This window comes from Xenorhabdus santafensis, assembly GCF_033949405.1.
GTDB classification, from domain to species: Bacteria; Pseudomonadota; Gammaproteobacteria; order Enterobacterales; family Enterobacteriaceae; genus Xenorhabdus; species Xenorhabdus santafensis.
In genome coordinates, this window is sequence record NZ_VCDN01000012.1 from 192,473 (window position 1) to 215,777 (window position 23,305).

The 23,305-nt window shown below is 45.8% G+C and carries 18 protein-coding genes; 8 read left to right on the forward strand and 10 right to left on the reverse strand.

Going from position 1 to position 23,305, the window contains the following annotated elements; all coding sequences use genetic code 11:
- Positions 1-61 precede the first annotated feature (61 nt).
- The 6 genes from FE392_RS03715 to priA form a co-directional block, all read right to left on the reverse strand.
- Positions 62-985 (reverse strand): 1,4-dihydroxy-2-naphthoate polyprenyltransferase, encoded by a 924-nt coding sequence (locus FE392_RS03715; protein WP_439153457.1) that lies wholly within the window; start codon positions 983-985, stop codon positions 62-64.
- Between the two features lie 184 nt (positions 986-1,169).
- The gene (gene hslU / locus FE392_RS03720) at positions 1,170-2,504 is read right to left on the reverse strand and encodes an ATP-dependent protease ATPase subunit HslU (RefSeq protein ID WP_319928878.1); all 1,335 of its coding nucleotides are present in this window, start codon (positions 2,502-2,504) and stop codon (positions 1,170-1,172) included.
- An 11-nt stretch (positions 2,505-2,515) separates the two neighbouring features.
- On the reverse strand, positions 2,516-3,046 hold the full coding sequence (gene hslV, locus FE392_RS03725; protein WP_047962233.1) for an ATP-dependent protease subunit HslV: 531 nt from the start codon (positions 3,044-3,046) through the stop codon (positions 2,516-2,518).
- 139 nt (positions 3,047-3,185) lie between these two features.
- Positions 3,186-3,953: a cell division protein FtsN gene (gene ftsN / locus FE392_RS03730; RefSeq protein ID WP_319928879.1), complete on the reverse strand. Its 768-nt coding sequence runs from the start codon at positions 3,951-3,953 to the stop codon at positions 3,186-3,188.
- Between the two features lie 71 nt (positions 3,954-4,024).
- Positions 4,025-5,050: a DNA-binding transcriptional regulator CytR gene (cytR, locus tag FE392_RS03735; protein ID WP_319928880.1), complete on the reverse strand. Its 1,026-nt coding sequence runs from the start codon at positions 5,048-5,050 to the stop codon at positions 4,025-4,027.
- A 367-nt stretch (positions 5,051-5,417) separates the two neighbouring features.
- On the reverse strand, positions 5,418-7,616 hold the full coding sequence (gene priA / locus FE392_RS03740; RefSeq protein WP_319928881.1) for a primosomal protein N': 2,199 nt from the start codon (positions 7,614-7,616) through the stop codon (positions 5,418-5,420).
- Between the two features lie 229 nt (positions 7,617-7,845).
- On the opposite strand from priA, the gene rpmE reads away from it, so the two are divergent.
- Entirely contained in the window at positions 7,846-8,061 is a 216-nt protein-coding gene (gene rpmE / locus FE392_RS03745; RefSeq protein WP_319928882.1) for a 50S ribosomal protein L31, read from the forward strand.
- Between the two features lie 85 nt (positions 8,062-8,146).
- Here rpmE and metJ read toward each other — a convergent pair whose 3' ends face one another.
- Complete coding sequence (gene metJ / locus FE392_RS03750) at positions 8,147-8,464, reverse strand: met regulon transcriptional regulator MetJ (RefSeq protein ID WP_092512161.1); 318 nt, start codon at positions 8,462-8,464, stop codon at positions 8,147-8,149.
- A 416-nt stretch (positions 8,465-8,880) separates the two neighbouring features.
- Here metJ and metB point away from each other — a divergent pair, with 416 nt between their 5' ends.
- From metB to ppc, 3 genes are all read left to right on the forward strand, one after another.
- A complete protein-coding gene (gene metB, locus FE392_RS03755; protein ID WP_319928883.1) occupies positions 8,881-10,041 on the forward strand; it encodes a cystathionine gamma-synthase in 1,161 nt (386 codons plus the stop codon).
- A 9-nt stretch (positions 10,042-10,050) separates the two neighbouring features.
- Positions 10,051-12,486 carry a bifunctional aspartate kinase/homoserine dehydrogenase II gene (locus tag FE392_RS03760; protein WP_319928884.1) on the forward strand — a complete coding sequence of 812 codons (2,436 nt, stop codon included), beginning with the start codon at positions 10,051-10,053 and terminating at the stop codon, positions 12,484-12,486.
- Between the two features lie 455 nt (positions 12,487-12,941).
- Positions 12,942-15,578: a phosphoenolpyruvate carboxylase gene (ppc, locus tag FE392_RS03765; protein WP_319928885.1), complete on the forward strand. Its 2,637-nt coding sequence runs from the start codon at positions 12,942-12,944 to the stop codon at positions 15,576-15,578.
- A 119-nt stretch (positions 15,579-15,697) separates the two neighbouring features.
- On the opposite strand, the gene FE392_RS03770 is transcribed toward ppc, so the two are convergent.
- Entirely contained in the window at positions 15,698-16,585 is an 888-nt protein-coding gene (locus FE392_RS03770) for a LysR family transcriptional regulator (protein ID WP_319928886.1), read from the reverse strand.
- Between the two features lie 95 nt (positions 16,586-16,680).
- Between FE392_RS03770 and FE392_RS03775 the strand changes: the two genes are divergently transcribed.
- The 3 genes from FE392_RS03775 (at position 16,681) to FE392_RS03785 (ending at position 19,947) form a co-directional block, all read left to right on the forward strand.
- Positions 16,681-18,018, forward strand: a complete 1,338-nt coding sequence (locus tag FE392_RS03775) for an MFS transporter (RefSeq protein WP_319928887.1) — start codon at positions 16,681-16,683, stop codon at positions 18,016-18,018.
- 11 nt (positions 18,019-18,029) lie between these two features.
- Positions 18,030-18,434 carry a hypothetical protein gene (locus FE392_RS03780; RefSeq protein WP_319928888.1) on the forward strand — a complete coding sequence of 135 codons (405 nt, stop codon included), beginning with the start codon at positions 18,030-18,032 and terminating at the stop codon, positions 18,432-18,434.
- 286 nt (positions 18,435-18,720) lie between these two features.
- Positions 18,721-19,947, forward strand: a complete 1,227-nt coding sequence (locus FE392_RS03785; RefSeq protein WP_319928889.1) for an MFS transporter — start codon at positions 18,721-18,723, stop codon at positions 19,945-19,947.
- 39 nt (positions 19,948-19,986) lie between these two features.
- Here the strand turns inward: FE392_RS03785 and metF are convergent, their stop codons facing one another.
- Positions 19,987-20,874: a methylenetetrahydrofolate reductase gene (gene metF / locus FE392_RS03790; protein WP_319928890.1), complete on the reverse strand. Its 888-nt coding sequence runs from the start codon at positions 20,872-20,874 to the stop codon at positions 19,987-19,989.
- A gap of 355 nt (positions 20,875-21,229) precedes the next feature.
- Here metF and FE392_RS03795 point away from each other — a divergent pair, with 355 nt between their 5' ends.
- A complete protein-coding gene (locus tag FE392_RS03795; protein ID WP_319928891.1) occupies positions 21,230-21,988 on the forward strand; it encodes a DUF3800 domain-containing protein in 759 nt (252 codons plus the stop codon).
- 155 nt (positions 21,989-22,143) lie between these two features.
- On the opposite strand, the gene argE is transcribed toward FE392_RS03795, so the two are convergent.
- The gene (gene argE / locus FE392_RS03800; protein WP_319928892.1) at positions 22,144-23,301 is read right to left on the reverse strand and encodes an acetylornithine deacetylase; all 1,158 of its coding nucleotides are present in this window, start codon (positions 23,299-23,301) and stop codon (positions 22,144-22,146) included.
- Positions 23,302-23,305 lie beyond the last annotated feature (4 nt).

Sequence of the window (23,305 nt, forward strand, 5' to 3'; positions counted from 1 at the left end):
AAGTCAATGTTGGCAAAATCATCAATCTCAAAACTTGAAGATAAAATTGACATCTACTCGCCTAATTAAACAACAATCCAATAGAAAACAGCACATTCGTCAATAACGCCACTTTCACCATTTGCACGAGTTTAGGGCGCATGCCCTCTGGTGTCGGGTCTCGCAGTACTTGCGATATGTGATTGATAATCAAAGGCAAGGCAAGCAGGAATAACCAACCAGACCAACCTTTTATGTATAGTAGGGTAAAGGAAACAAGGCAAATGACCGCGCCAGTCAGTAAAGCTGCATGGTAATAACGCGCTTTTTTTCCGCCCAGCCTGACTGCCAGTGTATTTTTCCCATTTTTTCGATCACTTTCGATATCACGCAAATTATTAATATTTAATACCGCCACGGAGAGTAAACCACAGGCTGTTGCGGGCAGGGCCGTACTCAGAGAAAAGGAGTTGGCCTGTAGATAGTAAGTGCCAAGAACACTCAGCCAGCCAAAAAAGATCAGGACGGAAATATCGCCTAGGCCCATATAACCATAAGGCTTGGCTCCCACTGTATAAGTGATAGCAGCCACGATAGCCAGTAGCCCCAAGACCAAAAAGCCAATAACATCATTGAAGCTATTGCAGGCCACGATGATAAGTGCAATACCTGATAGGCAAGAGAGCAGTACGGTGATCTTCAAGGCATTTTTCATCTGCGTTGCGGTGATCAAGCCTTTTTGCATTCCGCGCATTGGGCCAATGCGTTTTTCTGTGTCACTGCCTTTGACAACATCACCGTAATCATTGGCCAAATTGGAAAGGATTTGCAAAATGGCGGCGGTCAATAAAGCAAGCAGTGCTACGGGCCATTTAAAATGACCTGTCCATGAGGCAAGAGCTGATCCGGTTATGACAGCCGCTACAGCCAGTGGGAGTGTTTTAGGGCGTAAACTTTCTAACCATGCCTGAGTCTGACTGGTAGGCGTTGATGGGCTTATGCTCATATAGTCACTATCTATCACTATTTGGTGTGTGTATGATAAATTTTATATCATCGAAAATAGAGAAATGGGAGGCTTTTAGCCTCCCATTTATGATTTCTTCAAGTTTTCTTTGCGCTAAGTTCGCGATTAGTCACGTTAGCGTGAATAAATTTGGCGAATAAGAGCAAATCAAATTTGCGACCGATTATAAAATAAACCGACTCAAATCTTCATCAGCTACCAGCTCATCCAAGTGCTCTTTGACATATTCCGCATTGATTTCAACTGATTGCCCCTGACGCTCACTTGCATCAAACGAGATATCTTCCATCATACGTTCAAGCACAGTATGCAGACGGCGGGCACCAATGTTTTCAGTGGATTCATTCACTTGCCATGCAGCTTCTGCAATTTTGCGGATGCCGTCGGTGGTGAATTCGATACTCATGCCTTCGGTTGCCATCAGCGCCTTGTACTGCTCAGTCAGGGAAGCGTTAGGTTCAGTCAGAATGCGCTCGAAGTCTTCTGTAGTCAGTGCTTGCAATTCAACACGGATAGGCAAGCGGCCCTGAAGTTCAGGGATCAGATCAGAAGGGCTGGAAACCTGAAATGCGCCAGATGCAATGAACAGGATGTGATCGGTCTTGACCATGCCGTGTTTGGTGGAAACTGTACAGCCTTCGACCAATGGCAGCAGATCACGCTGAACACCTTCACGGGAAACATCCGGGCCGGAAGATTGACCACCACGCTTACAAATTTTATCGATTTCATCGATAAAAACGATACCGTGCTGTTCAACGGCGTCAATGGCCTGCTGTTTCAATTCTTCAGGATTTACCAGCTTCGCGGCTTCTTCTTCAATCAGCAACTGGAATGCGTCTTTGATTTTCATCTTGCGACTTTTTTGACGCTGGCCTGCCATATTCTGGAACATAGACTGCAACTGGTTGGTCATCTCTTCCATGCCCGGAGGTGACATGATTTCAACGCCAACTGGAGCGGCTGCAACTTCGATTTCAATTTCTTTATCGTCTAACTGGCCTTCACGCAGTTTCTTGCGAAATGCCTGACGAGTTGAAGATGGCTCAGATTGAGTTTCTGTTTGCCCCCAGTTATTTTTTGCGGGTGGCAGCAGGGCATCCAGAATGCGCTCTTCTGCAAGCTCTTCGGCACGATAGCGGTTTTTATCAATGGATTGCAGGCGCACCATTTTCACCGCAGCATCAGTCAGATCACGAATAATGGAATCCACTTCTTTGCCGACATAACCAACTTCAGTAAATTTTGTGGCTTCAACCTTGATGAACGGTGCATTGGCCAGTTTTGCCAGACGGCGGGCAATCTCAGTTTTACCCACACCTGTTGGACCAATCATCAAAATATTTTTTGGCGTAACTTCATGACGCAGGGTTTCATCCAACTGCATGCGGCGCCAGCGGTTGCGCAGTGCAATGGCAACAGCGCGCTTTGCTTGATCCTGACCGATAATGTGATTGTCGAGTTCGCTGACAATTTCGCGAGGAGTCATTTCAGACATACTATCTATCCTTACGCTTTTGAAGGAAGTTCTTCGAAGTTGTGATTATGGTTGGTATAGATGCAGATATCGCCGGCGATAGACAGGGCGCGTTCGGTGATTTCTCTGGCGCCGAGTTCAGTGGTCTCCAGCATTGCACGGGCAGCAGCTTGTGCGTATGAGCCGCCGGAACCAATGGCAATGAGATCATTTTCTGGCTGAATCACATCACCGTTACCTGTAATAATCAGAGACGCATTTTCATCTGCGACCGCAAGTAAGGCTTCTAACTTGCGCAGCATGCGATCCGTTCGCCAGTCTTTGGCTAGTTCAACAGCTGCTTTGGTCAAGTGTCCCTGATGCATTTCGAGTTTTCGCTCAAACAGTTCGAACAGGGTGAAAGCATCAGCAGTACCGCCGGCAAAACCCGCGATGACTTTGTCATTGTAGAGGCGGCGCACTTTGCGGACATTGCCCTTCATAACGGTATGACCCATTGTTGCTTGTCCGTCACCGCCGATGACGACTTTGCCATTACGGCGAACACTTACGATTGTAGTCACGAGTTAGCCCCTGGTTACAAAATAGAAAATGGTACATGCGGGGCATTGGCTCATTTGTTCGCAGCTATCTGCGTGATTGCCGAGAAAAAACACCGCATGTATGTGATTAGTAGGTAAGATGGGGGAATTTTCTGGGTTTTCAACCCCCAACAGGGCGGAGAATACAACCAGAGACTCCTGCACCGGCAACACGGCTACGCATTTTTTCAGCACTGTTCTTATTGTTATAAGGGCCGAGTACCACGCGGTTCCAGTTGTCTTTCGTCGTAATCTGACTTTCAATGCCAGCGAAAGCAAGGCTGGCACGGACTGATTCAGCTTGTTCCATCGCCCGGAAAGAGCCGCATTGTAGCATTAATCGGGTGTCATTTGTGGCGGTTTTTTGTTCAGGGGTCGCTTGTTTCGCTTGCTTTGGCTCATATTCCGGTGCCTGCGCCGGAGGAGCCATTGTTATATGCGGAAGTGAAGCAGGTTCGCCGTTGTAAGGCACTTCTTTCAACGAAACAGGAGGCTGGCGCATATCTGACTGCATTTGTTCCAGCAACTGTTTTTGCTCTGGCGTGAGTTGGGGCGCGCGAACAGAAGGCTGGTTTGATACCGCAGAGGGATCTTGTATTGAAGACTCATTGACCGGACGGTTTTCCAGTTCTTTGATATAACTCCAGCGCTCTTCCGGTTTTGGTGGCAGGCCATGGCTTTTAGGATTATGGGAAGGTGGCGGGGCATTTTGTACACTTTCTTTTTTGTTATGTACGATGAAAAACAGGCCACCAATAAACATGATCACCAAGGCCACTGCAACGGCTAATGTAGTTTTGGGTAATCCTTGAGACTGATTTTTTTTCTTACCAGTACTTTTCTTACGGGGATTAGTTCGCCCGCGACTTACATAATCTCGTTGTGCCACTGTTTAATTCACTGAGTTAATTAAAAATTAAGGAATGGATAACTAATGTTACTTAACCTGTGCTTATTTGCCTAGCTTTTAGGCGCGCAGGTACTTTCACGAATAATTAATTCTGCATCCAATAATCTTGAGCCTTTGGAAACCAGACGCCCCTGAAGTTGTTCCAGCAATAAAAGGACGGAATGGTGCCCAATCTCATAGCGGGGCTGGGCCACCGTGGTTAAAGCAGGTTCGCTATATTGAGCCAGATTCAGATTATCAAATCCTACAACAGAGAGATCCTCTGGTAATTTTAATCCCATTTTTTTAGCTTGCCACATTGCCCCCATCGCCATAATGTCGCTATGGCAAAAAATTGCGCTGGGAGGTTCAGGCAGGGTCAGCAGATTTTCAGCTAATGCAGCTCCACTCTCATGGGTAAAATCACCACGGGCAATATACTCTTCGCGAATGTCTTTCCCTGTGCGGCGCAATGCCTGAATGTAACCTTGCAGGCGATAGTGGCACAGCGGCATATTTTCCGGCCCGGTAATGCAAGCAATGCGTTTGTGTCCCAGTTTTTGCAAATGGTGGGTGGCATTGAAGGCAGAGGTCAGGTTATCAATATGGACAGTCGGCAGTTCCAGATCTGGCGCAAACTCGTTTGCCATTACCATTGGCGGCAGATTTTTCTGTTCTTCCTTGGAAACATCGAAAGGAATATTGGAGCCCAGCAATACCATGCCATCAATGCGTTTGGTGATCAGAAGATTGATGAATGCATGTTCCTGTTGTTGCTGATGCTTGCAATCACCTATCAGCACGAGATACCCATGTTCTGCTGCACTTTCTTCAATGCCACGGATGACTTCAGTAAAGAATGGATCGCTGATATTGGGAACGATAACCAAGATTGCTCTGGATTCATTGCGCCGTAAATTTTTGGCAAGATTGTGAGGGTAGTAACCAACTTCCAGTACCGCATTCTCAACTTTTTGTCTCGTGCGGGCAGAAACTTTGTCGGGATTCATAAGTGTTCTTGATACGGTTGCGGTAGAAACACCAGCCACTTTGGCAACATCTTTCATGGTTGCCAATGCGCAATTCTTTTTTTCCATAGTTCACACCTCACTTTCCACAGGCAGCGAAACGATTGCTCTCCGGCTGCTAAAAAAACGCCAGACATTCCTGTTAGGAAGTACTGGCGGGTCGTTTTCTACAGTCATATTAATAAATTCATTTTAAACTGATTAATAGAACTATCCGTTACTTTGTTTGCATAAAAAGTGTGATACGCGTCATTTTTTAGAGATGCTTCGCAAATTAAGGAAATAATTGTCCCTGTTTTTTCCTAGAGATACTGACTAAATTTGCCGCTTTGCGACGGGGCGCAATTTTCTATTTCTGTTATACCCTTTGTCATTTCCTTGTCACCGCGATGCAATTTGAAATCCATTGGGTATATTGGTTAACAGTTTTCTGTTATCAACCTTCGGTAGGATCAACGTCAATGTTCCATTTCACTTTACGTGCTTGTGGTAATGCCATGATTTTCGGGTAGATTTCCGCCATCATTTTCTGGAGAAAAATCCGTGAGGGATGTTGGATCATCAATTGCCAGCGATAGCGCCCACTGCGCTTGGCCTGTAAGGCTGGAACCGGCCCCATGACCCACAAGTGGCTATCATTGAGCGGGTGATGTTCGAGCAATTGACGCATTTGTTGCAAAAATGCGGGGGCTTGCTGATTGTCGTGATCTTCCGAACGAAGCAGAATATGGCTGGCAAAGGGAGGAAGGTGCACTTGCTGGCGCTCTTCCATTGCTTGCTGGGCAAAGGCATCGTAGCCTTTTTCCAGCAAGACCTGTAACAAAGGGTGTTCAGGATGGTGGGTTTGAAGTACGACTTCTCCCCGTTTCCCCGCTCGGCCTGCGCGACCAGAGACTTGGGTATAGAGTTGGGCAAAACGTTCTGCTGCTCGAAAATCGGCAGAAAACAAGGCGCCATCCACATCAAGTAAAGCAACCAGTGTTACGTCAGGGAAATGATGGCCTTTTGCCAGCATCTGGGTGCCAATCAAAATGCGGGCTCCGCCTTGTTGAACCTCGGCCAGTTGCTGCTCCAGTGCACCTTTGCGGCTGGTGGTATCACGATCGATGCGGGTTACCGGGGTATCGGGGAACAGTTTTGTTATGCCATCTTCAAGTTGTTCCGTACCCAAACCGACCGGCATTAAGTTGGTTGAACCACATTGTGGGCATTGGCGCGGGATAGGGCGCTGACTGTCACAATGGTGGCAACGCAAGTGACGATGGTTCTGATGCAGGGTGTAGTAGTGATCACAGCGTTGGCATTCTGCTATCCAGCCACATTCGTGACAGAGCAAGGCCGGGGAATAACCTCGGCGGTTCAGGAACAGGATCACTTGGTTGTCGGCCTTAAGATGTTCCCTGATCCGGTTGATGAGGGGCTGTGACAGACCGACTGTCAACGGCAATCCTTTCATATCCAGTAAATGCTGGGTTGCAGGCTGTGCATGGCCTGCCCGCTTGGTTAATTTGAGTTGGCGGTATTTATTCTGTTGAACGTTATACAGTGTTTCGAGCGCTGGAGTGGCCGTTCCCATGACGATCGGAATGCCCTCTTTTTTGGCGCGAAATACGGCCAGATCACGGGCATGGTAGCGCCAGCCTTCTTGCTGTTTGTAAGAACTGTCATGCTCTTCATCAATAATGATGACGCCCAGATGTGCAAAAGGAGTAAAGAGAGCAGAGCGAGTCCCAATAACAATGGCATTTTCCCCTTGTTTCGCCCGCAGCCAGACTGTCAGCCGTTCACTGTCATTCAAGGCGGAATGCAAAACGTCGATAGGGGCGTTGAAACGTTCCCGAAATCGCCGGATAGTTTGCGGGGTTAAACCAATCTCAGGCACTAAAATCAGTGCCTGTTTACCCTGTTCAAGAATATTTTCCAAAATACTGAGATACACTTCGGTTTTGCCTGACCCCGTGATACCCGCGAGTAGCCACGGGGAAAACGTTTGGTCTTCTGCGCGAATGGCACCAACTGCTGTGGCCTGTTCAGTATTGAGTTTTAATCGTTCACCGATGGTCTTGAAATTGGCCCGCCAATCTTCTGCTTTGGGTTGCGTTGGGTACAACTCTATCAGTGCTTTCTTTTTCAGTGATTGCAGGGCGCTTTCACTTAATGCCAATTCAGAAACTTGATGGCGATAAATGGGGTTCTGGCGTATGGTAGCCAAAGCCTGCTGTTGTTTGGCTGAACGCTTGAGTTGTGCAAGCGGAAATTCTCGGCCTGCATCTGTTGCCTGCCATTGCCAGAGTGGGGCAAATTCTGCATTTTTTCCCTGTCGTAACAAGACGGGCATGGCATGGAATAAAACCTCTCCCAGCGGATAATGATAATAGCTGGCTGACCATAAAAGTAATTGCCAGAGGTCATCAGGGAAAAGCGGTTGAGTATCCAGAATAGAAGAAATAGTCTTGAGTTGTTCAAGAGGAAATTCGCTCTTGTCCGTCACGCCGACAACAATTCCTATCGCATTGCGCTTACCAAATGGCACAAGCACGCGAACACCGGTAGCCGGTAGCGGCAATTCTGTGGGCAGCAGATAATCAAAGGCACGGGCTAGAGGGACAGGCAACACAACCTGAACAACTGTCATAAGGCGATTTCCGGATAAATGGTGACCCGATGAAACAATAGGGTGAAAAAACACATATTAATAAGGGTATCATAGCAAAGCTGCGGATTTCATTGCGCAATAACCCGATATTCTGTATGATCCGCCGCCTTTGGTATAGAAATTACCGATACGTATTTTTATCAACACGACGTGTGGTGTCCGGCGGCAACAAGGCTGGATAGCGACACGGCCTTAACAGAGGTTTCCCATGAAACAAGGTATCCATCCTAAATACGAAGAAATTACTGCTTCTTGCTCTTGCGGTAACGTTATGAAAATCAACTCTACTGTACGTCACGACCTGAACCTGGACGTTTGTGGTGCATGCCACCCGTTCTATACTGGTAAGCAGCGTGATGTTGCGACCGGTGGTCGTGTTGATCGCTTTAACAAACGTTTCAGCGTTCCAGGTGCTAAGAAGTAATGACTTTTTTCTGTCTGTTACCCATACAGGCAGAATAATAGTTGAAACAAAAACGCCCGATGCTTTGCACCGGGCGTTTTTGTTATCAATATTCCCATGTATCAGGATCAATGCCGAGTTCGCGCATCATGTCTTTTGCCGCTTCCGGAATTTCATCATGACGCTCTTTGCGTAAATCATTATCATCGGGCAGAGGCTGTCCAGTGAACGCATGGAGAAATGCTTCGCACAGCAATTCGCTGTTTGTTGCATGACGCAGATTATTCACCTGACGGCGGGTGCGTTCATCTGTCAGTATTTTTAATACCTTTAACGGAATCGAAACCGTAATTTTTTTGACCTGCTCACTTTTTTTGCCATGTTCAGCATAAGGGCTGACATACTCACCATTCCACTCAGCCATGAGGTACCTTAAATAGTTTTGGATCAAGTAATCAGAACCAGAAATCAGGGGATATTTCTGTCTGTTTTCATGTTAGTAATAGGCTATTCTAGCATAACTCGCTTATCGACTATAGCCGTCTATACATTCATCCATACCATCTATATTCACCCATGCCATCTATTATTACATTCGCCGCTGTACTGCCGTTTGCAATCCATTTGGATATTAACGTACCTGTTTCAGGCATCCATGCTGCCTATGAACATGCAGTCGCAGTCTATGAAATAGAACCAGACGAAATATGAGGTATAAAAATAATCACTGAATCGCCATATTAAACCGCAATTCATTTTGGATGTCTAGATGTATTGACGTCTATCTTTTCAGTCGTTATGCTTGCGAAACGTCAATAATAATGATGATGGGTAAATTTCATGGAATGTAAGCAAGCAACAGTCGCGGTTCATAGTGGCTTAAATATTGATGAGCAATATGGTTGTGTTGTTCCGCCTGTCTACCTTTCCAGCACGTATAACTTCACTGATTTCAATACCCCCAGAGAACATGATTACTCGCGCCGCGGCAATCCCGGTCGTGATATCGTCCAGCAGGTTTTGAGTGAACTGGAAGGAGGAAGTGGTGCTGTAATGACCAGCAGCGGTATGTCAGCTATTCATTTGTTATGCACTGTGTTCCTGAAGCCGGGAGACTTATTGGTGGCTCCCCATGATTGTTATGGTGGCAGTTATCGTCTGTTTGACAGCTTAAGCAAGCGAGGGGCATATAATGTCATTTTTATTGATCAGGCAGATGAGAATGCTCTGAAATTGGCATTAGCGCAAAAACCGAAATTGGTGTTGATTGAAACTCCCAGTAATCCACTCTTGCGGATCGTCGATATTCAGCGTATTTGCGATTTGGCCCATGAGGTCGGGGCGTTGGCTATCGTCGACAACACTTTTCTTAGCCCTGTGCTGCAAAAGCCGCTGGATTTAGGCGCGGATATCGTGGTTCATTCCTGCACAAAATACTTAAATGGGCATTCTGACCTGATAGCGGGTGCAATTATTGCCAAAGATCCGGCAATTGCTGCTGATTTAGCATGGTGGGCGAACAATATTGGCGTGACAGGTGGTGCTTTCGATAGCTACCTGCTATTGCGTGGCATCCGTACTTTATCGGCGCGTGTATTGCTTCAGCAAAGTAATGCGGCTGCCATTGTGGAATATCTGCAACAGCAGCCACAAGTGAAAAAACTCTACTATCCTGCACTGGAAAATCATCCGGGGCATAAAATTGCTGTTAAGCAACAAAAGGGATTTGGAGCAATGCTGAGTTTTGAATTGGATGGCGATGAACAGACCATACGTCGCTTTTTATCTGCGTTAAAATTATTTACTCTGGCTGAATCTCTCGGTGGGGTGGAATCGTTGATTTCTCATACCGCAACAATGACACACGCGGGAATGTCAGCAGAAGCAAGAGCTCAGGCAGGGATTACGGATTTGCTTCTTCGTGTCTCTGTGGGAATTGAAGACAGTCAGGATTTAATTGCCGATCTGGATAATGCATTTCAGGCGGCGGTAACGAGGTAATCATTAATCATGAGTGCACTGGCAACAATAGGGGCGGAATCTGACCGCCAGTTACATAAATTTGGCGGCAGCAGCTTGGCTGATGTGAAATGTTATCAGCGAGTAGCGGACATTATGGCGAATTATAGCCAGCCGGGTGATTTGATGGTGGTATCAGCGGCGGGTAGTACAACCAATCAACTTATTGATTGGCTGAAATTGAGCCAAAGTGACCGGATATCGGCTCACCAGATACAACAATCGCTGCGTCGCTATCAGCAAGATTTGATCCGCGGTTTGTTGCCAGAATTAGTTGCAGAAGAATTGATCGCAAAATTTATTGCCGATCTGGAACGATTGAGTGCTTTGTTGGATAAACCCGTTACCGATATTACATATGCAGAAGTGGTCGGGCACGGTGAAGTCTGGTCTGCCCGCCTGATGTCAGCAGTACTGGAACACCGTGGCATTCCAAGCGCATGGCTGGATGCCCGTCAATTTCTGTGTGCGGAACGCGCAGCCCAGCCACAGGTTGATGTCAGCTTGTCCCAGCCTCTGCTCAGCCAGTTATTGATCCAGAATCCCGGCAAACGGCTGGTCGTTACCGGTTTTATTTCCAGCAATAAAAATGGTGAAACAGTCTTGCTGGGGCGCAATGGCAGCGATTACTCAGCGACTCAAGTGGGTGCTCTGGCTGGTGCCAAGAGAGTCACGATTTGGAGTGATGTAGCGGGCGTTTACAGTGCTGATCCGCGCAAAGTCAATGATGCGTGCCTGCTGCCATTGTTGCGTTTAGATGAAGCCAGCGAATTGGCTCGTCTGGCGGCACCGGTGCTCCATACCCGGACATTGCAGCCTGTTTCCATCAGTGATATTGACCTGCAACTGCGTTGCAGTTATCAACCGGAGCAAGGCTCAACCCGCATTGAGCGGGTGCTGGCGACAGGGACTGGGGCAAAAATCGTTACCAGTCATGATGATGTCTGTTTGATTGAATTGCATGTTTCTTCATCCCATGATTTCCAAAAGATTTACAAGGACATCGATTCATTACTGAAACGGGCACAAGTCCGGCCTTTGGCGACCGGGTTGCATGCGGATTGCAACCTTATCCAGCTCTGCTATACCTCAGAGCTGGTGAACAGTGCCCTTGATGTTTTGCAGGATGCATCATTACCCGGAAAACTTTCTTTGCGTGAAGGTTTGGCATTGGTTGCCTTGGTAGGGGCGGGTGTCTGCAAAAATCCGCTGCATAGCCACCGTTTTTATCAACAACTCAAAGACCAGCCCGTTGAATTTATCTGGCATGCTGAAGATGGCATCAGTCTTGTGGCTGTTTTGCGCCTTAGCCAAACTTCGCATGTGATCCAAGGGTTGCACCAAAGCTTGTTCCGGGCAGAAAAGCGTATTGGTTTAGTGCTGTTTGGCAAAGGAAACATCGGATCGCGTTGGTTGGAACTGTTTGCTCGCGAACAGAAGAATATTTCCGCCCGCAGTGATTTTGAATTTATTTTGGCGGGGGTGGTGGATAGCCGCCGGAGCTTGCTGAACTATCAGGGGATAGATGCCAGCCGGGCCTTGGCGTTTTTTGATGATGATGCAACAGAACATGCTGAAGATGCCCTGTTTTTATGGATGAGGGCGCATCCTTATGATGATTTAGTCGTATTGGATGTGACGGCAAGTGAAGAGCTGGCTAAAGAGTATATCGATTTTGCCAGTTATGGTTTCCACGTCATCAGCGCAAACAAAGTCGCAGGTTCTTCTGACAGCAATACATACCGCATGATCCGTGACGCGTTTGCGAAAACAGGGCGTCATTGGTTATACAATGCCACCGTTGGCGCGGGATTGCCGGTCAACTATTCCGTCAGAGACTTGCGTGAAAGCGGGGATACCATTTTATCCATCAGCGGGATTTTTTCCGGGACATTATCGTGGCTATTCTTGCAGTTCGATGGTTCAGTGCCTTTTAGCGATTTGGTTGAACAAGCATGGCAGCAAGGGTTGACGGAACCTGATCCACGCATTGATCTTTCCGGTCAGGATGTCATGCGCAAGCTGGTTATATTGGCTCGCGAAGCGGGTTATGAAATAGAACCAGATCAAGTACGCGTTGAATCATTGGTGCCGAAAGAGGCGCAATTCGGTTCAATTGAGGAGTTTTTTGAAAACAGCGCGGCAGTCAATGCACAGATGCTCCAGCGGTTGGAAGCCGCCCGTGAAATGGGCATGGTGCTGCGTTATGTGGCTCGTTTTGATGCCAGTGGTAAAGCCAAGGTGGGGGTAGAAGCGGTACATAGTGAACATCCATTATCGGCATTACTGCCGGGAGATAATGTATTTGCCATAGAAAGCCGTTGGTATCGCGACAATCCTCTGGTGATCCGCGGCCCCGGTGCCGGGCGGGATGTGACAGCGGGCGCTATCCAATCAGATCTCAATCGCTTGTCACAACTTCTGTAGATAGCATTTCATAGATGAAAGTGGGGTGGGGATAGCATATCCCTGCCCAGATTTGCAGGGTAATACCCGAAAGCAAGTACCTCAAAACAAGTACCTCAAAATAATTGTTCCAAAATAAGCTGCCCGGCTAATCATTACGGACAGTTTTTATCACCACCCAACCAGCCAAAAAACATCTTATAAATCTTTTTATTGCGTCCGGGCAAGGTAGGCCATCGGATTATCATTTAAAAAGGGATCTTGATTAAATTTCATAAAATCCGCCCAAATTGTTTATTTTCTGATATGAATAGAGTGTCAGGGGTAGACAAAATAACGTGCCTTACTTTTGGCAAATACAGCTTTGATAAATACAGTTTTGGTAGGCACGGTTTTGACAGATACAGGGTAGGCGCCGATTTTGCCAATGATTTGGTAAAACGGGAGACATACAGCAACACAAGGCCAGGAACCACATGAATCAACAATATTCCGCAATGCGAAGTAATGTCAGTATGCTCGGTAAGTTGCTGGGCGACACCATCAAAGAGGCTTTGGGAGAAAACATTCTTGATAAAGTTGAAACGATCAGGAAGCTATCCAAATCATCCCGCGCAGGTAACGAAGCTCACCGCCAGCAGCTTTTATCGACATTGGAAAACTTATCCAACGATGAATTATTGCCGGTTGCGCGTGCTTTTAACCAGTTTTTAAATTTGGCCAATGTTGCCGAACAATATCACAGTATCTCACCCCACGGCGAAGCCGCGAGCAATCCGGTTGCGTTGGCGGCATTGTTTGACCGCCTTAAAGACCAGCAATTCAATAACGAAGATTTGGTTAAAGCCGTTAGTGAATTGTCGATTGAATTGGTGCTGACAGCCCATCCAACAGAAATTGCCCGGCGTACATTGATCCATAAATTGGTTGAAGTTAATGGCTGCCTTGCGCAGTTGGATCACGATGATTTAGCCGATTATGAACGCAATAACATCATGCGCCGTTTACGCCAGCTCATAGCCCAGTCATGGCATACCGATGAAATCCGCAAGATCCGCCCAACGCCCATTGATGAGGCAAAGTGGGGATTTGCGGTTGTCGAAAATAGCCTGTGGGAAGGTGTTCCGGCATTCTTGCGTGAATTCAATGAGCAATTGGAAGAATCCATTGGTTACAGTTTGCCGGTGGAAGCCGTGCCGATTCGTTTCACATCTTGGATGGGCGGAGATCGTGACGGCAATCCGAATGTTACTGCTGAAATTACCCGCCATGTTCTGTTACTCAGCCGTTGGAAAGCAGCCGATCTTTTCCTGAAAGATATTCAGATATTAGTTTCTGAACTCTCAATGTCGGAGTGTACCCCAGAACTGCGCCAAATGGCGGGGGGCGATCATATCTTGGAGCCTTACCGCCAAATCGCCAAGCAACTGCGAACTCAATTGATTAATACGTTGGACTATCTGGAAAAACGTCTTAAAGGCGAACAAGTTTTACCACCGACAGATTTATTGCTGCATAACGAACAATTATGGCAGCCGCTCTATGCCTGCTATCAATCTCTGAAAAAGTGCGGCATGGAGATTATCGCAAACGGGCAGTTGCTGGACATCTTGCGCCGCATTCGCTGCTTTGGTCTGTCTCTGGTACGCATTGATATTCGGCAGGAAAGTACTCGCCATACGGATGCGATTGCAGAGCTGACACAATATTTGGAACTGGGTGATTACGCGAGTTGGCCTGAAGCCGCCAAGCAGGAATTTCTGTTGCGGGAATTGAGCTCAAAACGTCCTCTTGCGCCCCGTGATTGGCAGCCAAGTGCAGAAACCCAGGAAGTTTTTGAAACCTGCAAAGTGATTGCAGAATCACCACCAGATGCGATTGCCGCTTATGTGATTTCCATGGCGAAAGTGCCTTCTGACGTGTTGGCGGTGAAATTATTGCTGAAAGAAGCGGGATGCTCTTTATCATTGCCAGTGGCTCCCCTGTTCGAAACACTTGATGACCTGAATAATGCGGAAGACGTGATTAAGCAATTGCTGGGGATTACATGGTATCGCGATCTGATTCAGGACAAACAGATGGTGATGATTGGTTATTCCGATTCAGCTAAAGATGCCGGTGTGATGGCGGCTTCATGGGCACAGTATCGGGCGCAGGATGCCTTGATCAAAGTTTGTGCACGAGAAGGTGTGACATTGACTTTGTTCCACGGGCGCGGCGGTACGATTGGGCGCGGCGGGGCGCCTGCGCACTCCGCACTGCTCTCCCAGCCGCCGGGCAGCCTGAAAGGAGGGTTGCGTGTAACTGAACAAGGGGAAATGATCCGCTTCAAGTTTGGTTTGCCACAGGTCACGATTAGTAGCTTGGCGTTGTATACCAGCGCCATTCTGGAAGCAAATTTATTGCCTCCGCCGGAGCCAAAACCAGAATGGCATCAGGTCATGGATACACTTTCAGATGTTTCCTGCGACATGTACCGTGACTATGTCCGTGAACAGCCAGAATTTGTGCCTTATTTCCGGGCAGCAACACCAGAACAAGAATTGGCAAAATTGCCGCTGGGCTCGCGACCAGCTAAGCGCCGTCCAACAGGCGGTGTTGAAAGCCTGCGAGCAATCCCGTGGATATTCGCGTGGACACAAAATCGCCTGATGCTACCGGCATGGCTAGGGGCAGGCGCTGCCCTGCAACAGGTGGTTGATGAAGGCAAGTTGCCAGTATTGACTGACATGTGCCGTGACTGGCCATTTTTCAAGACGCGTATTGCTATGCTGGAAATGGTGTTTGCCAAAGCAGATCTCTGGCTGGCGGAATATTATGACCAGCGGCTGGTTGAGCCGAACCTCTGGCCGCTGGGATTAAAGCTGCGCAACCAGCTTGCAGAAGATATCAAAACGGTACTGGCCATCTCGCAGGATGAGCAATTGATGGCAGACTTACCATGGATTGCGGAATCCATCGCGCTGCGTAATGTCTATACAGATCCATTGAATGTGCTGCAAGCTGAGCTGTTACAGCGTTCCCGCCAGCAGAAAAACCCAGAGCCTTATCTTGAACAGGCTCTGATGGTAACGATCGCCGGCGTTGCGGCAGGCATGCGCAATACGGGCTAATCTTGTTTTTTGCAGGTTGTTGAATGATAAAAGCCGAATAGGAAACTGTTCGGCTTTTCTGTTTGGTTATGTCTTATTCGGTTAGGCATTGAAGTTCACGGGCGTATCATGCTCTTGCATCAGATTGTCAGGTTTGCCAGCAAATAATCGATAAATAGGCGGCTTTTATGCTGTAGTTGGGTGTTATTGGGAAATATGGCAGAGACATCTTGTCGCGGTAATTGATATTCGGGAAACAGTTCCACCAAATCACCCGATTCCAGATCGTCCGCTATTATCCAGTCAGGCAAAACGGTGACGCCAAGGGCTGAAATTGCCAGAAAACGTATTGCAGAGGGGACATTGGCGCTGTACTTGGCTTTCCCCCGGATATTCAGGGTCGGCGCGTTAGGGCGCTTAAGCTCCCATTGTGTCGGGTTAGTCAAGTTACTGTTTGCAATCCAATTGACGTTATTGAGATCTTTTGGGGTGGTAATGGGATTTTGTTCAAGCCAGGCAGGGGCCGCGATCAGTTTGATACCATAGCTGGTTAATCGGCGGCTTTTCAGGGAGGAATCACTGAGAGTCCCTAGCCGAATAGCCAGATCTATCTTTTCGGTAATTAAATTATTCAAAGAAGAATCAGCGAAATAACTGACTTCAAGTTGGGGGTGAATAGTACAAAACTGGCTAATAAGGGGGAGAAGATATTTTTCACCAAATTCGGCGGTGGAAGTAATGCGCAACCTGCCTGTTAATGAGTTATGCCGCTCAGTCACATTATCAAAGGCATTTTGGATGTTATCAAATATTGCCTTGAAGTCCCGATAAAACTCCTTCCCCGCTTCGGTTAATGCCAGGCCGCGTGTATTGCGTATCAATAATGGCACATTCAATGCCTCTTCAAGTGCTTTCACATGAATACTGGCAACGGCTTTACTGATGAACAGGCGTTCTGCTGCGCGGGTAAAAGAACCGCACTCTACTACAGCAAGGAAAGTTTGTATGCGATTAAGGTGGGGGTGCATTTTTATTGTCAAATTTAATGAAACTCAGTGTTTAAAATAGATTGATAGACGTGGTGAGTCAACAGAATCTACACTCCATCAATGGAGGAGAAACAATGACTTATCGCTATCGTATCGTTTTGATATTTTTGCTTGGCTTTTTTATCGACTGTATCAATATTTTCATGTCAGCCATTGCTTTGCCAGATATTGCCAAGCAAATGACGGTATCTGAATCTTATGTTTCTTGGGTCGCAAACAGTTATATTTTGGGATTAACACTGATTATTCCTATCAGTAGCTGGTTGGCTGAGCGCTTCGGCACACGCCAGATTATGACCCTATCCATGTTACTTTTTTCTATAGCAGCCTTGTTTTCTGGTTTGGCGGAGAGTTTTTACAGCCTGGTGCTGTGGCGTTTTGTACAAGGATTAGGGGGCGGATTACTGATCCCTGTAGGGCAAGCCCTCACTTTTGGTCTGTTTAAACAACATGAGCGAGCCAAAATCTCGGCATTAGTCATGGGGGTTGCCCTGATTGCCCCGGCATTTTCTCCTGGCTTGGGCGGGCTGATTGTCGATCACTACAGTTGGCGATGGATATTTCTGTGCAATATTCCTTTTAGCTTGCTGGCGTCGTTACTTTCGTTCATGTGGTTGCGAAATCATGAAAAAATCCTTGCTCGAAAGCCTGACCTCAAGGGGTTGTTATTGGTCAGTTTGAGCTTGGTATTCCTACTACTCGGCCTTTCTACCTACGCAGATGCTGAATCTAAATGGTTGCCAATTACGGCTGTCATTTTCGGCGGCTTATTTGCCTTATTTTACCGACGACATTGCCGTTATGTGCAAAATGCCATTTTGGATCTCTCGGTCATGGCGAATACACGTATGCGCCTTTCGGCATGGATTTATCATGCAGTTCCGGGTGCATTTACTGGGGTTAACCTGCTGAATATTTTTTATTTGCAGCACAAGTTGGGTTGGTCGGCGGAAAAAACAGGTTCTCTGATGTTTCTGTATGCGATGGGTTCATTGGGAGCGATCCTGTTTTGTGGACGCATGTATAACCGTTTAGGGGCATATCGTTTGTTTTTCTGTGGCTTGATTCTTCACGCCATTGGCATTGCTCTCTTGACGACGATTAATCACAGCGATGATTTCTTCAGCTTAGTGGCTGCTTATTTATTGATGGGGATTGGTGGCGGGATTAGCGCCAATACAGCACAAACAACGGCATTGATGGATTTTGCTGAGGAACAATTATCTCGCGCCAGTGTGGTCTGGAACCTCAATCGCCAAATGTCATTCAGTGTCGGTGCCGCGTTATTTATGATGCTTTTTAATTTATTGCAGCAAAGTTTTAATGATACCCATGCGTATCACCTTACTTTTGTTCTTGCTGCGATATTTAACCTACTGCCATTAATCAGATTGAATCAATTGAAAAAATAGGTGTAGAAAAGATGAGAAAGGAACAAGAGATAACGGCTTATCAGAGTGTATTCGAACTTTCCCAATGGATTGAAGATGTTTTTACCAATCAGCAACAGAAAGGTTCTGCGGCTCTGGAAAAATTGCTGGATAGTTTTACCCCGGATTTCGCTATGGTCACGACAGCAGGACAATATGTCACCTTAGAGCAAGTCAAGGCGATGTTTAATCTTAACGCGGGTGCCCGGGCAGGGCTAAAAATTGAGATTGATGAATGCAAGGTAATGACATCAAACGATGAGGAAGTTGTCTTACGCTACCGTGAAAGACAAACCAAAGACGGAGTTACCCATAGCCGTTGGTCTGTGGTGATTATTTCATGTGTTGATGGATATCCTCGTTGGCGTTATTTGCATGAAACGACTATTGCTGAATAACTCATGGCACCGGTCTTGATTCTTTGACCAGTTTGAGCCGAATAGGGAACTATTCGGTTTTTCGTTTTTAATCCATTCAATTTTTCTAACCCATTCAAAAAAGAGATATTCCACTCTTTATATAAATATCTTTTATGGTAATAAGAAGGTAGGGCAGACATTCATCATTCCCTAATCAAAAGATAATGAAAGTATCTGCCACCTTTTAAATTGCAGCTTAATCGGCCGTATTCATCCACGTAGTTTACGCTGTATCTTCAAATTCATTGGGTATAAGACAGTGATAATGAACAGAAATCATTTGAACATATTTCTACTCTTTATCGGACAGGGCCTTACCGGAACGATTGTTTCTTTATTAACGTTAACCTCAACATTGGTGGGCAACAGATTGTCTCCCATGGATTCTCTATCAACATTGCCTGTAACCGCGACGGTGTGTGGTGCTGCATTGATGGTTTATTATGCTTCAATGCTGATGGAAAAATATGGCAGAAGAAATGCTTTTGCCATTGGCAATGTAATTGGAATAGCGGGAAGTGGATTGGCGGGGATCGCGATTGTTCATCAATCTTTCGCTTTTTTTACTTTGGGAACATTTATTTTGGGTGGCTCAACGGTTTTTAATCAATATTACCGCTTTGCGGCGGCAGAGGTCTTTGATAACGCTTCCAGTAAGAAAAAAGCAATTTCATTGATTATTGGTGGTGGCATTACTGGAGGAATATTGGGGCCTTATATTGCGGCAAAAGGCGCTTATTTATTTCCTGAATATCACTTCTTGGGGACGTTTTTACTTTCGGCTGCGGTGTGTATCGTGACATTGATAACGCAGCTTTTTATTCGTCTTCCTGTTGTTCATAAAAACAAAACCACCCCTTTGGTCAGTAAGGAAAGTAGTCAGCGTGATGATTTTTCTGGCCTCTTAAAATCAAAATTATTTTTTCTGGCGACAGGAAGCTGTGCAGTCGGTTTTTCCCTGATGACGTTATTAATGAATGCGACTCCATTGGCGATGCTGCATAAACAATTTTCTATAGAAGAAAGTTCATTTGTGCTGCAATGGCATTTTTTCGCCATGTACGCACCTGCTTTGGCTCTGCCATTTTGGGTAGGCAGGTTTAAGACGGCGAATTTGATTATGTCGGGGGCTGTATTTTTTCTTGTCGGCATGGTCATCGCGATTTTCTGGGATGAAAAACTCGGTTTTCTGTTTTCACTGATTTTTATTGGTCTTGGTTGGGCGTTTATGTTTAATGGTGGGACATTTTTACTGAATGAATTTATTAACAGCCCCTTTAAACATAAATTACAGGGAATCAATTCGTTGGTGACCTATTTTTCTAATATGGCGGCATCTTTATCTATTGGGGCGATTATGGGGTACCAAGCAGGATGGGGTATTCTGAATGGTGCAGGTATAGTCGTAATTGGGGCATTTATGGTGGTATTTTTTATCAAAAGCCGGGGTTGCAAGAAATATGAACAGCCTCAATGCAGAAGTGTTGATTGAGGCTGATATTCCCATTTTTTAATCCATTGGACAATGTAGTTATACAGGGCGAACCCCCAATGTATGGCAAATGGCATAACTTAACTCAGCCCGGTTCAGGGTATAAAAATGAAAATCTTTCACGCCTTCGCGGCTGAGAATTTTCACCATATCCATGGCAATCGATGCACCAACTAAGTTACGGCTTTCCGGATCATCATCCAGCCCTTCAAACATTCTGGTCATCCAGCTTGGGATGCGGACGTTAGTTATTGTGGCAAATCGTTGTAACTGACGAAAGTTCGAAACAGGCAAAATTCCCGGCACAATTTCCACATCAATTCCCGTTGCAACGCAGCGATCGCGAAAACGCAAATAACTTTCCACATCAAAAAAGAATTGAGTAATGGCGCGATTGGCACCCGCATCAATTTTGCGTTTTAAGTTGATAAGATCAGCTTGGGCACTTTTCGCTTCGGGATGTACTTCCGGATAAGCGGCAACAGAAATATCAAAATCCGCCTCTGTTTTTAAGAGCTCAACTAAATCAGCACCATACATTTCTGGTTTGCAACAATTATTGGGTAAATCACCGCGCAGTGCCACGATATGACGAATGCCACTGTGCCAATAATCATGGGCAATGTTGCGCAATTCTTCGCGGCTGGCATCAATGCACGTCAAATGAGGTGCGGCGTCAAGGCCGGTTTTTTCTTTGATTCCTTTGATAATGCTGTGGGTGCGATTACGTTCGCCGGAGTTGGCCCCATAAGTCACAGAAACAAATTTAGGTTTCAATTTGCTTAAACGATCGATGGATTTCCACAGGGTGTTTTCCATGTCCGCCGTGCTGGGTGGAAAAAATTCAAAAGAAACTCGAATTTGTCCTTCAAGCTCAGCCAAATTCTGGTTCAGCGCTTCTCGCTGATTAGCGTGAAAAAAACTCATACCCTGTACCCTCGCAAACAAGCGGAATTTTTATCATATCCGCTCACATTTAGATGTTTAAATGCTTATATGTCTATACGTTTAGATGTCCAAATAGAATGGGGTAAGCAGGATTTTTAGTCAATCCAGAAATGGCTTATTACCAATGAGGAATATTCAAAGTGAACGTGAAAGAAATTCACATTGGGGAATATGGTGTGTATTGAATGCAGGGCAATCAATGTCTATATAGTTGGATGATATTTATACTCGTGTATAGTGCTGTGAGAAATAAGAATAATTTTAACGAGGTATGCAAAGGAAAGTTATGGGTGGCTCTGGAAAGTAATTCACTAATCAAAAGGGGGGATGAAAAATGAGTAAAGGTTTTAGTGATTTTGTCGTGTATGTTGACGAAAGTGGTGACCATGGTTTAGTACAGCTTGATAAAAATTATCCTGTATTCGTTTTAGCTTTTTGTATTTTTTACAAAGAACACTATCTTTCGAAAGTTGTGCCTAAATTACAGAGAATTAAATTTGATTATTTTGGTCATGACCTTGTGATTCTTCATGAACACGAAATTCGTAAGGAAAAAGGCGATTTTACAATTTTTAAGAATAGAGAGGAGAAAAATCAGTTTTTGGCCCGGCTTAGCACTTTCATCAGTGAAAGTAACTTTATATTGTCATCGTGTGTGATTGAAAAGCATAAATTAAACGCCCACAAAAATGAGATCCAGAATCCATATCATATTGCATTACGTTATTGTTTAGAGACTTTGTATGATTTTGTAGTAGAAAAGGGGCAACAGGAGCGAGAAACACACGTTATTGTGGAACAACGAGGTGCTAAAGAGGACAAGGAGCTTGAGCTAGAGTTTTTCCGAATTTGTAATGGAGAAAATAAGTACCACAAAGAATTGCCTTTTAAGATTAGGATGGCTGCAAAAACAAGCAATTCCTCTGGCTTGCAGCTTGCTGATTTAGTTGCTCGGCCTATTGGTAGGTACGTTTTGAAACCAGAACAATCTAACCAAGCATTTGCTATCTTGGAGAAAAAGTTCTTTTGCGCAGGCGGAAGAAATACTGTTGGAATAGATTATAAGCAGCGGGGATTAAAAATATTTCCTTAGCTCTAAATAGCGAAAAACCCCGATGCACTCACCGAGGTTATAACGCCGACCGGGCACTCCCAGTCCATTTATGGTACTAATTATGAGCGTTTTTGAGGGAAAGTCAATTAGTCACTTGATGGTTAGGTGAACTATGATTTTTGATTTAAAGCTCTTTAACCCGCCTCCAAACAAAAATGCTCCACAAGTTGTGAAAGCAGTTTTCTTGTCGGTTCAATAAACGTCATATCCAAAAACTCATCGGGCTGATGCGCTTGTTCAATCGATCCCGGCCCCAAAACCAATGTTGGGCATAATTCCTGAATAAAAGGCGCTTCTGTACAGTAATTGACGGTATCCGCTTTTGTTCCCAAAAGTTTTTCAATGACACCAACCAACTCGTGGTTTGTTGGGCATTCATAACCCGGTATTGGGGGATGAAGTTCGGTGACGCTTAAATGCCCCGGCCAGCGCTGTTTGACGGGTTCCAGTGCTTCATTCAGCAATCCGTTTAGATCCTGTAACGTCAGCCCCGGCAACGGGCGAATATCCATATGCAGTTCGCAGCAGGCACAGATGCGATTCACTGCATCCCCGCCATGAATATGACCGAAATTCATAGTGGGGTAGGGGATAACAAAAGCCGGATTGTGATAGCGTTCCTGCAATGTATTGCGTAATTCTATCAATTGAGTGATGGATTCATGCATCAAGTCGATGGCATTGATACCCCGAGCGGGATCACTTGAATGCCCTGATTTCCCTTCAATACGGATTGCCTGAGCGATATGCCCTTTATGGGCTCGGATAGGCTGTAATGAGGTAGGTTCGCCAATGATGGCGAAATCAGGCCGGATATGGGTATTGGCAGCGAAGTAACGTGCGCCGGCCATTGATGTTTCTTCGTCAGCAGTAGCAAGAATATAAAGAGGGTGAGTCAGTTTTCTGACATCAATATCCCGCAGTGCATCAACAATAAAGGCAAAAAAACCTTTCATATCTGCGGTGCCGAGGCCATATAACTTGCCATCACGCTCGGTCAATGTGAATGGATCTTGTGTCCAGCGGTTGGCATCAAAAGGGACGGTATCTGTATGACCGCAAAGCAACAATCCACCTGATCCACTGCCTAATGTCGCCAATAAATTGAATTTTCCCCGGGTTTCAGGGACGGGCTGAATTTCAATGGAAAAACCAATCTCTGTTAACCATTCAGCCAGTAGATTAATCACAATTTCGTTACTTTGATCTAATTCAACATCTGTCGCACTGATAGAAGGTGCGGCAATGAGTTGATGATATAACTGCATAAATGACGGTAATTTAATGTTCACTGTT

Bases quoted from the DNA above. Each gene is read 5' to 3' on its own strand.
- FE392_RS03715 (WP_439153457.1), bottom strand. From the start codon at position 985: ATGAGCATAAGCCCATCAACGCCTACCAGTCAGACTCAGGCATGGTTA.
- hslU (WP_319928878.1), bottom strand. From the start codon at position 2,504: ATGTCTGAAATGACTCCTCGCGAAATTGTCAGCGAACTCGACAATCAC.
- cytR (WP_319928880.1), bottom strand. From the start codon at position 5,050: ATGGAAAAAAAGAATTGCGCATTGGCAACCATGAAAGATGTTGCCAAA.
- priA (WP_319928881.1), bottom strand. From the start codon at position 7,616: ATGACAGTTGTTCAGGTTGTGTTGCCTGTCCCTCTAGCCCGTGCCTTT.
- rpmE (WP_319928882.1), top strand. From the start codon at position 7,846: ATGAAACAAGGTATCCATCCTAAATACGAAGAAATTACTGCTTCTTGC.
- metJ (WP_092512161.1), bottom strand. From the start codon at position 8,464: ATGGCTGAGTGGAATGGTGAGTATGTCAGCCCTTATGCTGAACATGGC.
- metB (WP_319928883.1), top strand. From the start codon at position 8,881: ATGGAATGTAAGCAAGCAACAGTCGCGGTTCATAGTGGCTTAAATATT.
- FE392_RS03760 (WP_319928884.1), top strand. From the start codon at position 10,051: ATGAGTGCACTGGCAACAATAGGGGCGGAATCTGACCGCCAGTTACAT.
- ppc (WP_319928885.1), top strand. From the start codon at position 12,942: ATGAATCAACAATATTCCGCAATGCGAAGTAATGTCAGTATGCTCGGT.
- FE392_RS03770 (WP_319928886.1), bottom strand. From the start codon at position 16,585: ATGCACCCCCACCTTAATCGCATACAAACTTTCCTTGCTGTAGTAGAG.
- FE392_RS03775 (WP_319928887.1), top strand. From the start codon at position 16,681: ATGACTTATCGCTATCGTATCGTTTTGATATTTTTGCTTGGCTTTTTT.
- FE392_RS03780 (WP_319928888.1), top strand. From the start codon at position 18,030: ATGAGAAAGGAACAAGAGATAACGGCTTATCAGAGTGTATTCGAACTT.
- FE392_RS03785 (WP_319928889.1), top strand. From the start codon at position 18,721: ATGAACAGAAATCATTTGAACATATTTCTACTCTTTATCGGACAGGGC.
- metF (WP_319928890.1), bottom strand. From the start codon at position 20,874: ATGAGTTTTTTTCACGCTAATCAGCGAGAAGCGCTGAACCAGAATTTG.
- FE392_RS03795 (WP_319928891.1), top strand. From the start codon at position 21,230: ATGAGTAAAGGTTTTAGTGATTTTGTCGTGTATGTTGACGAAAGTGGT.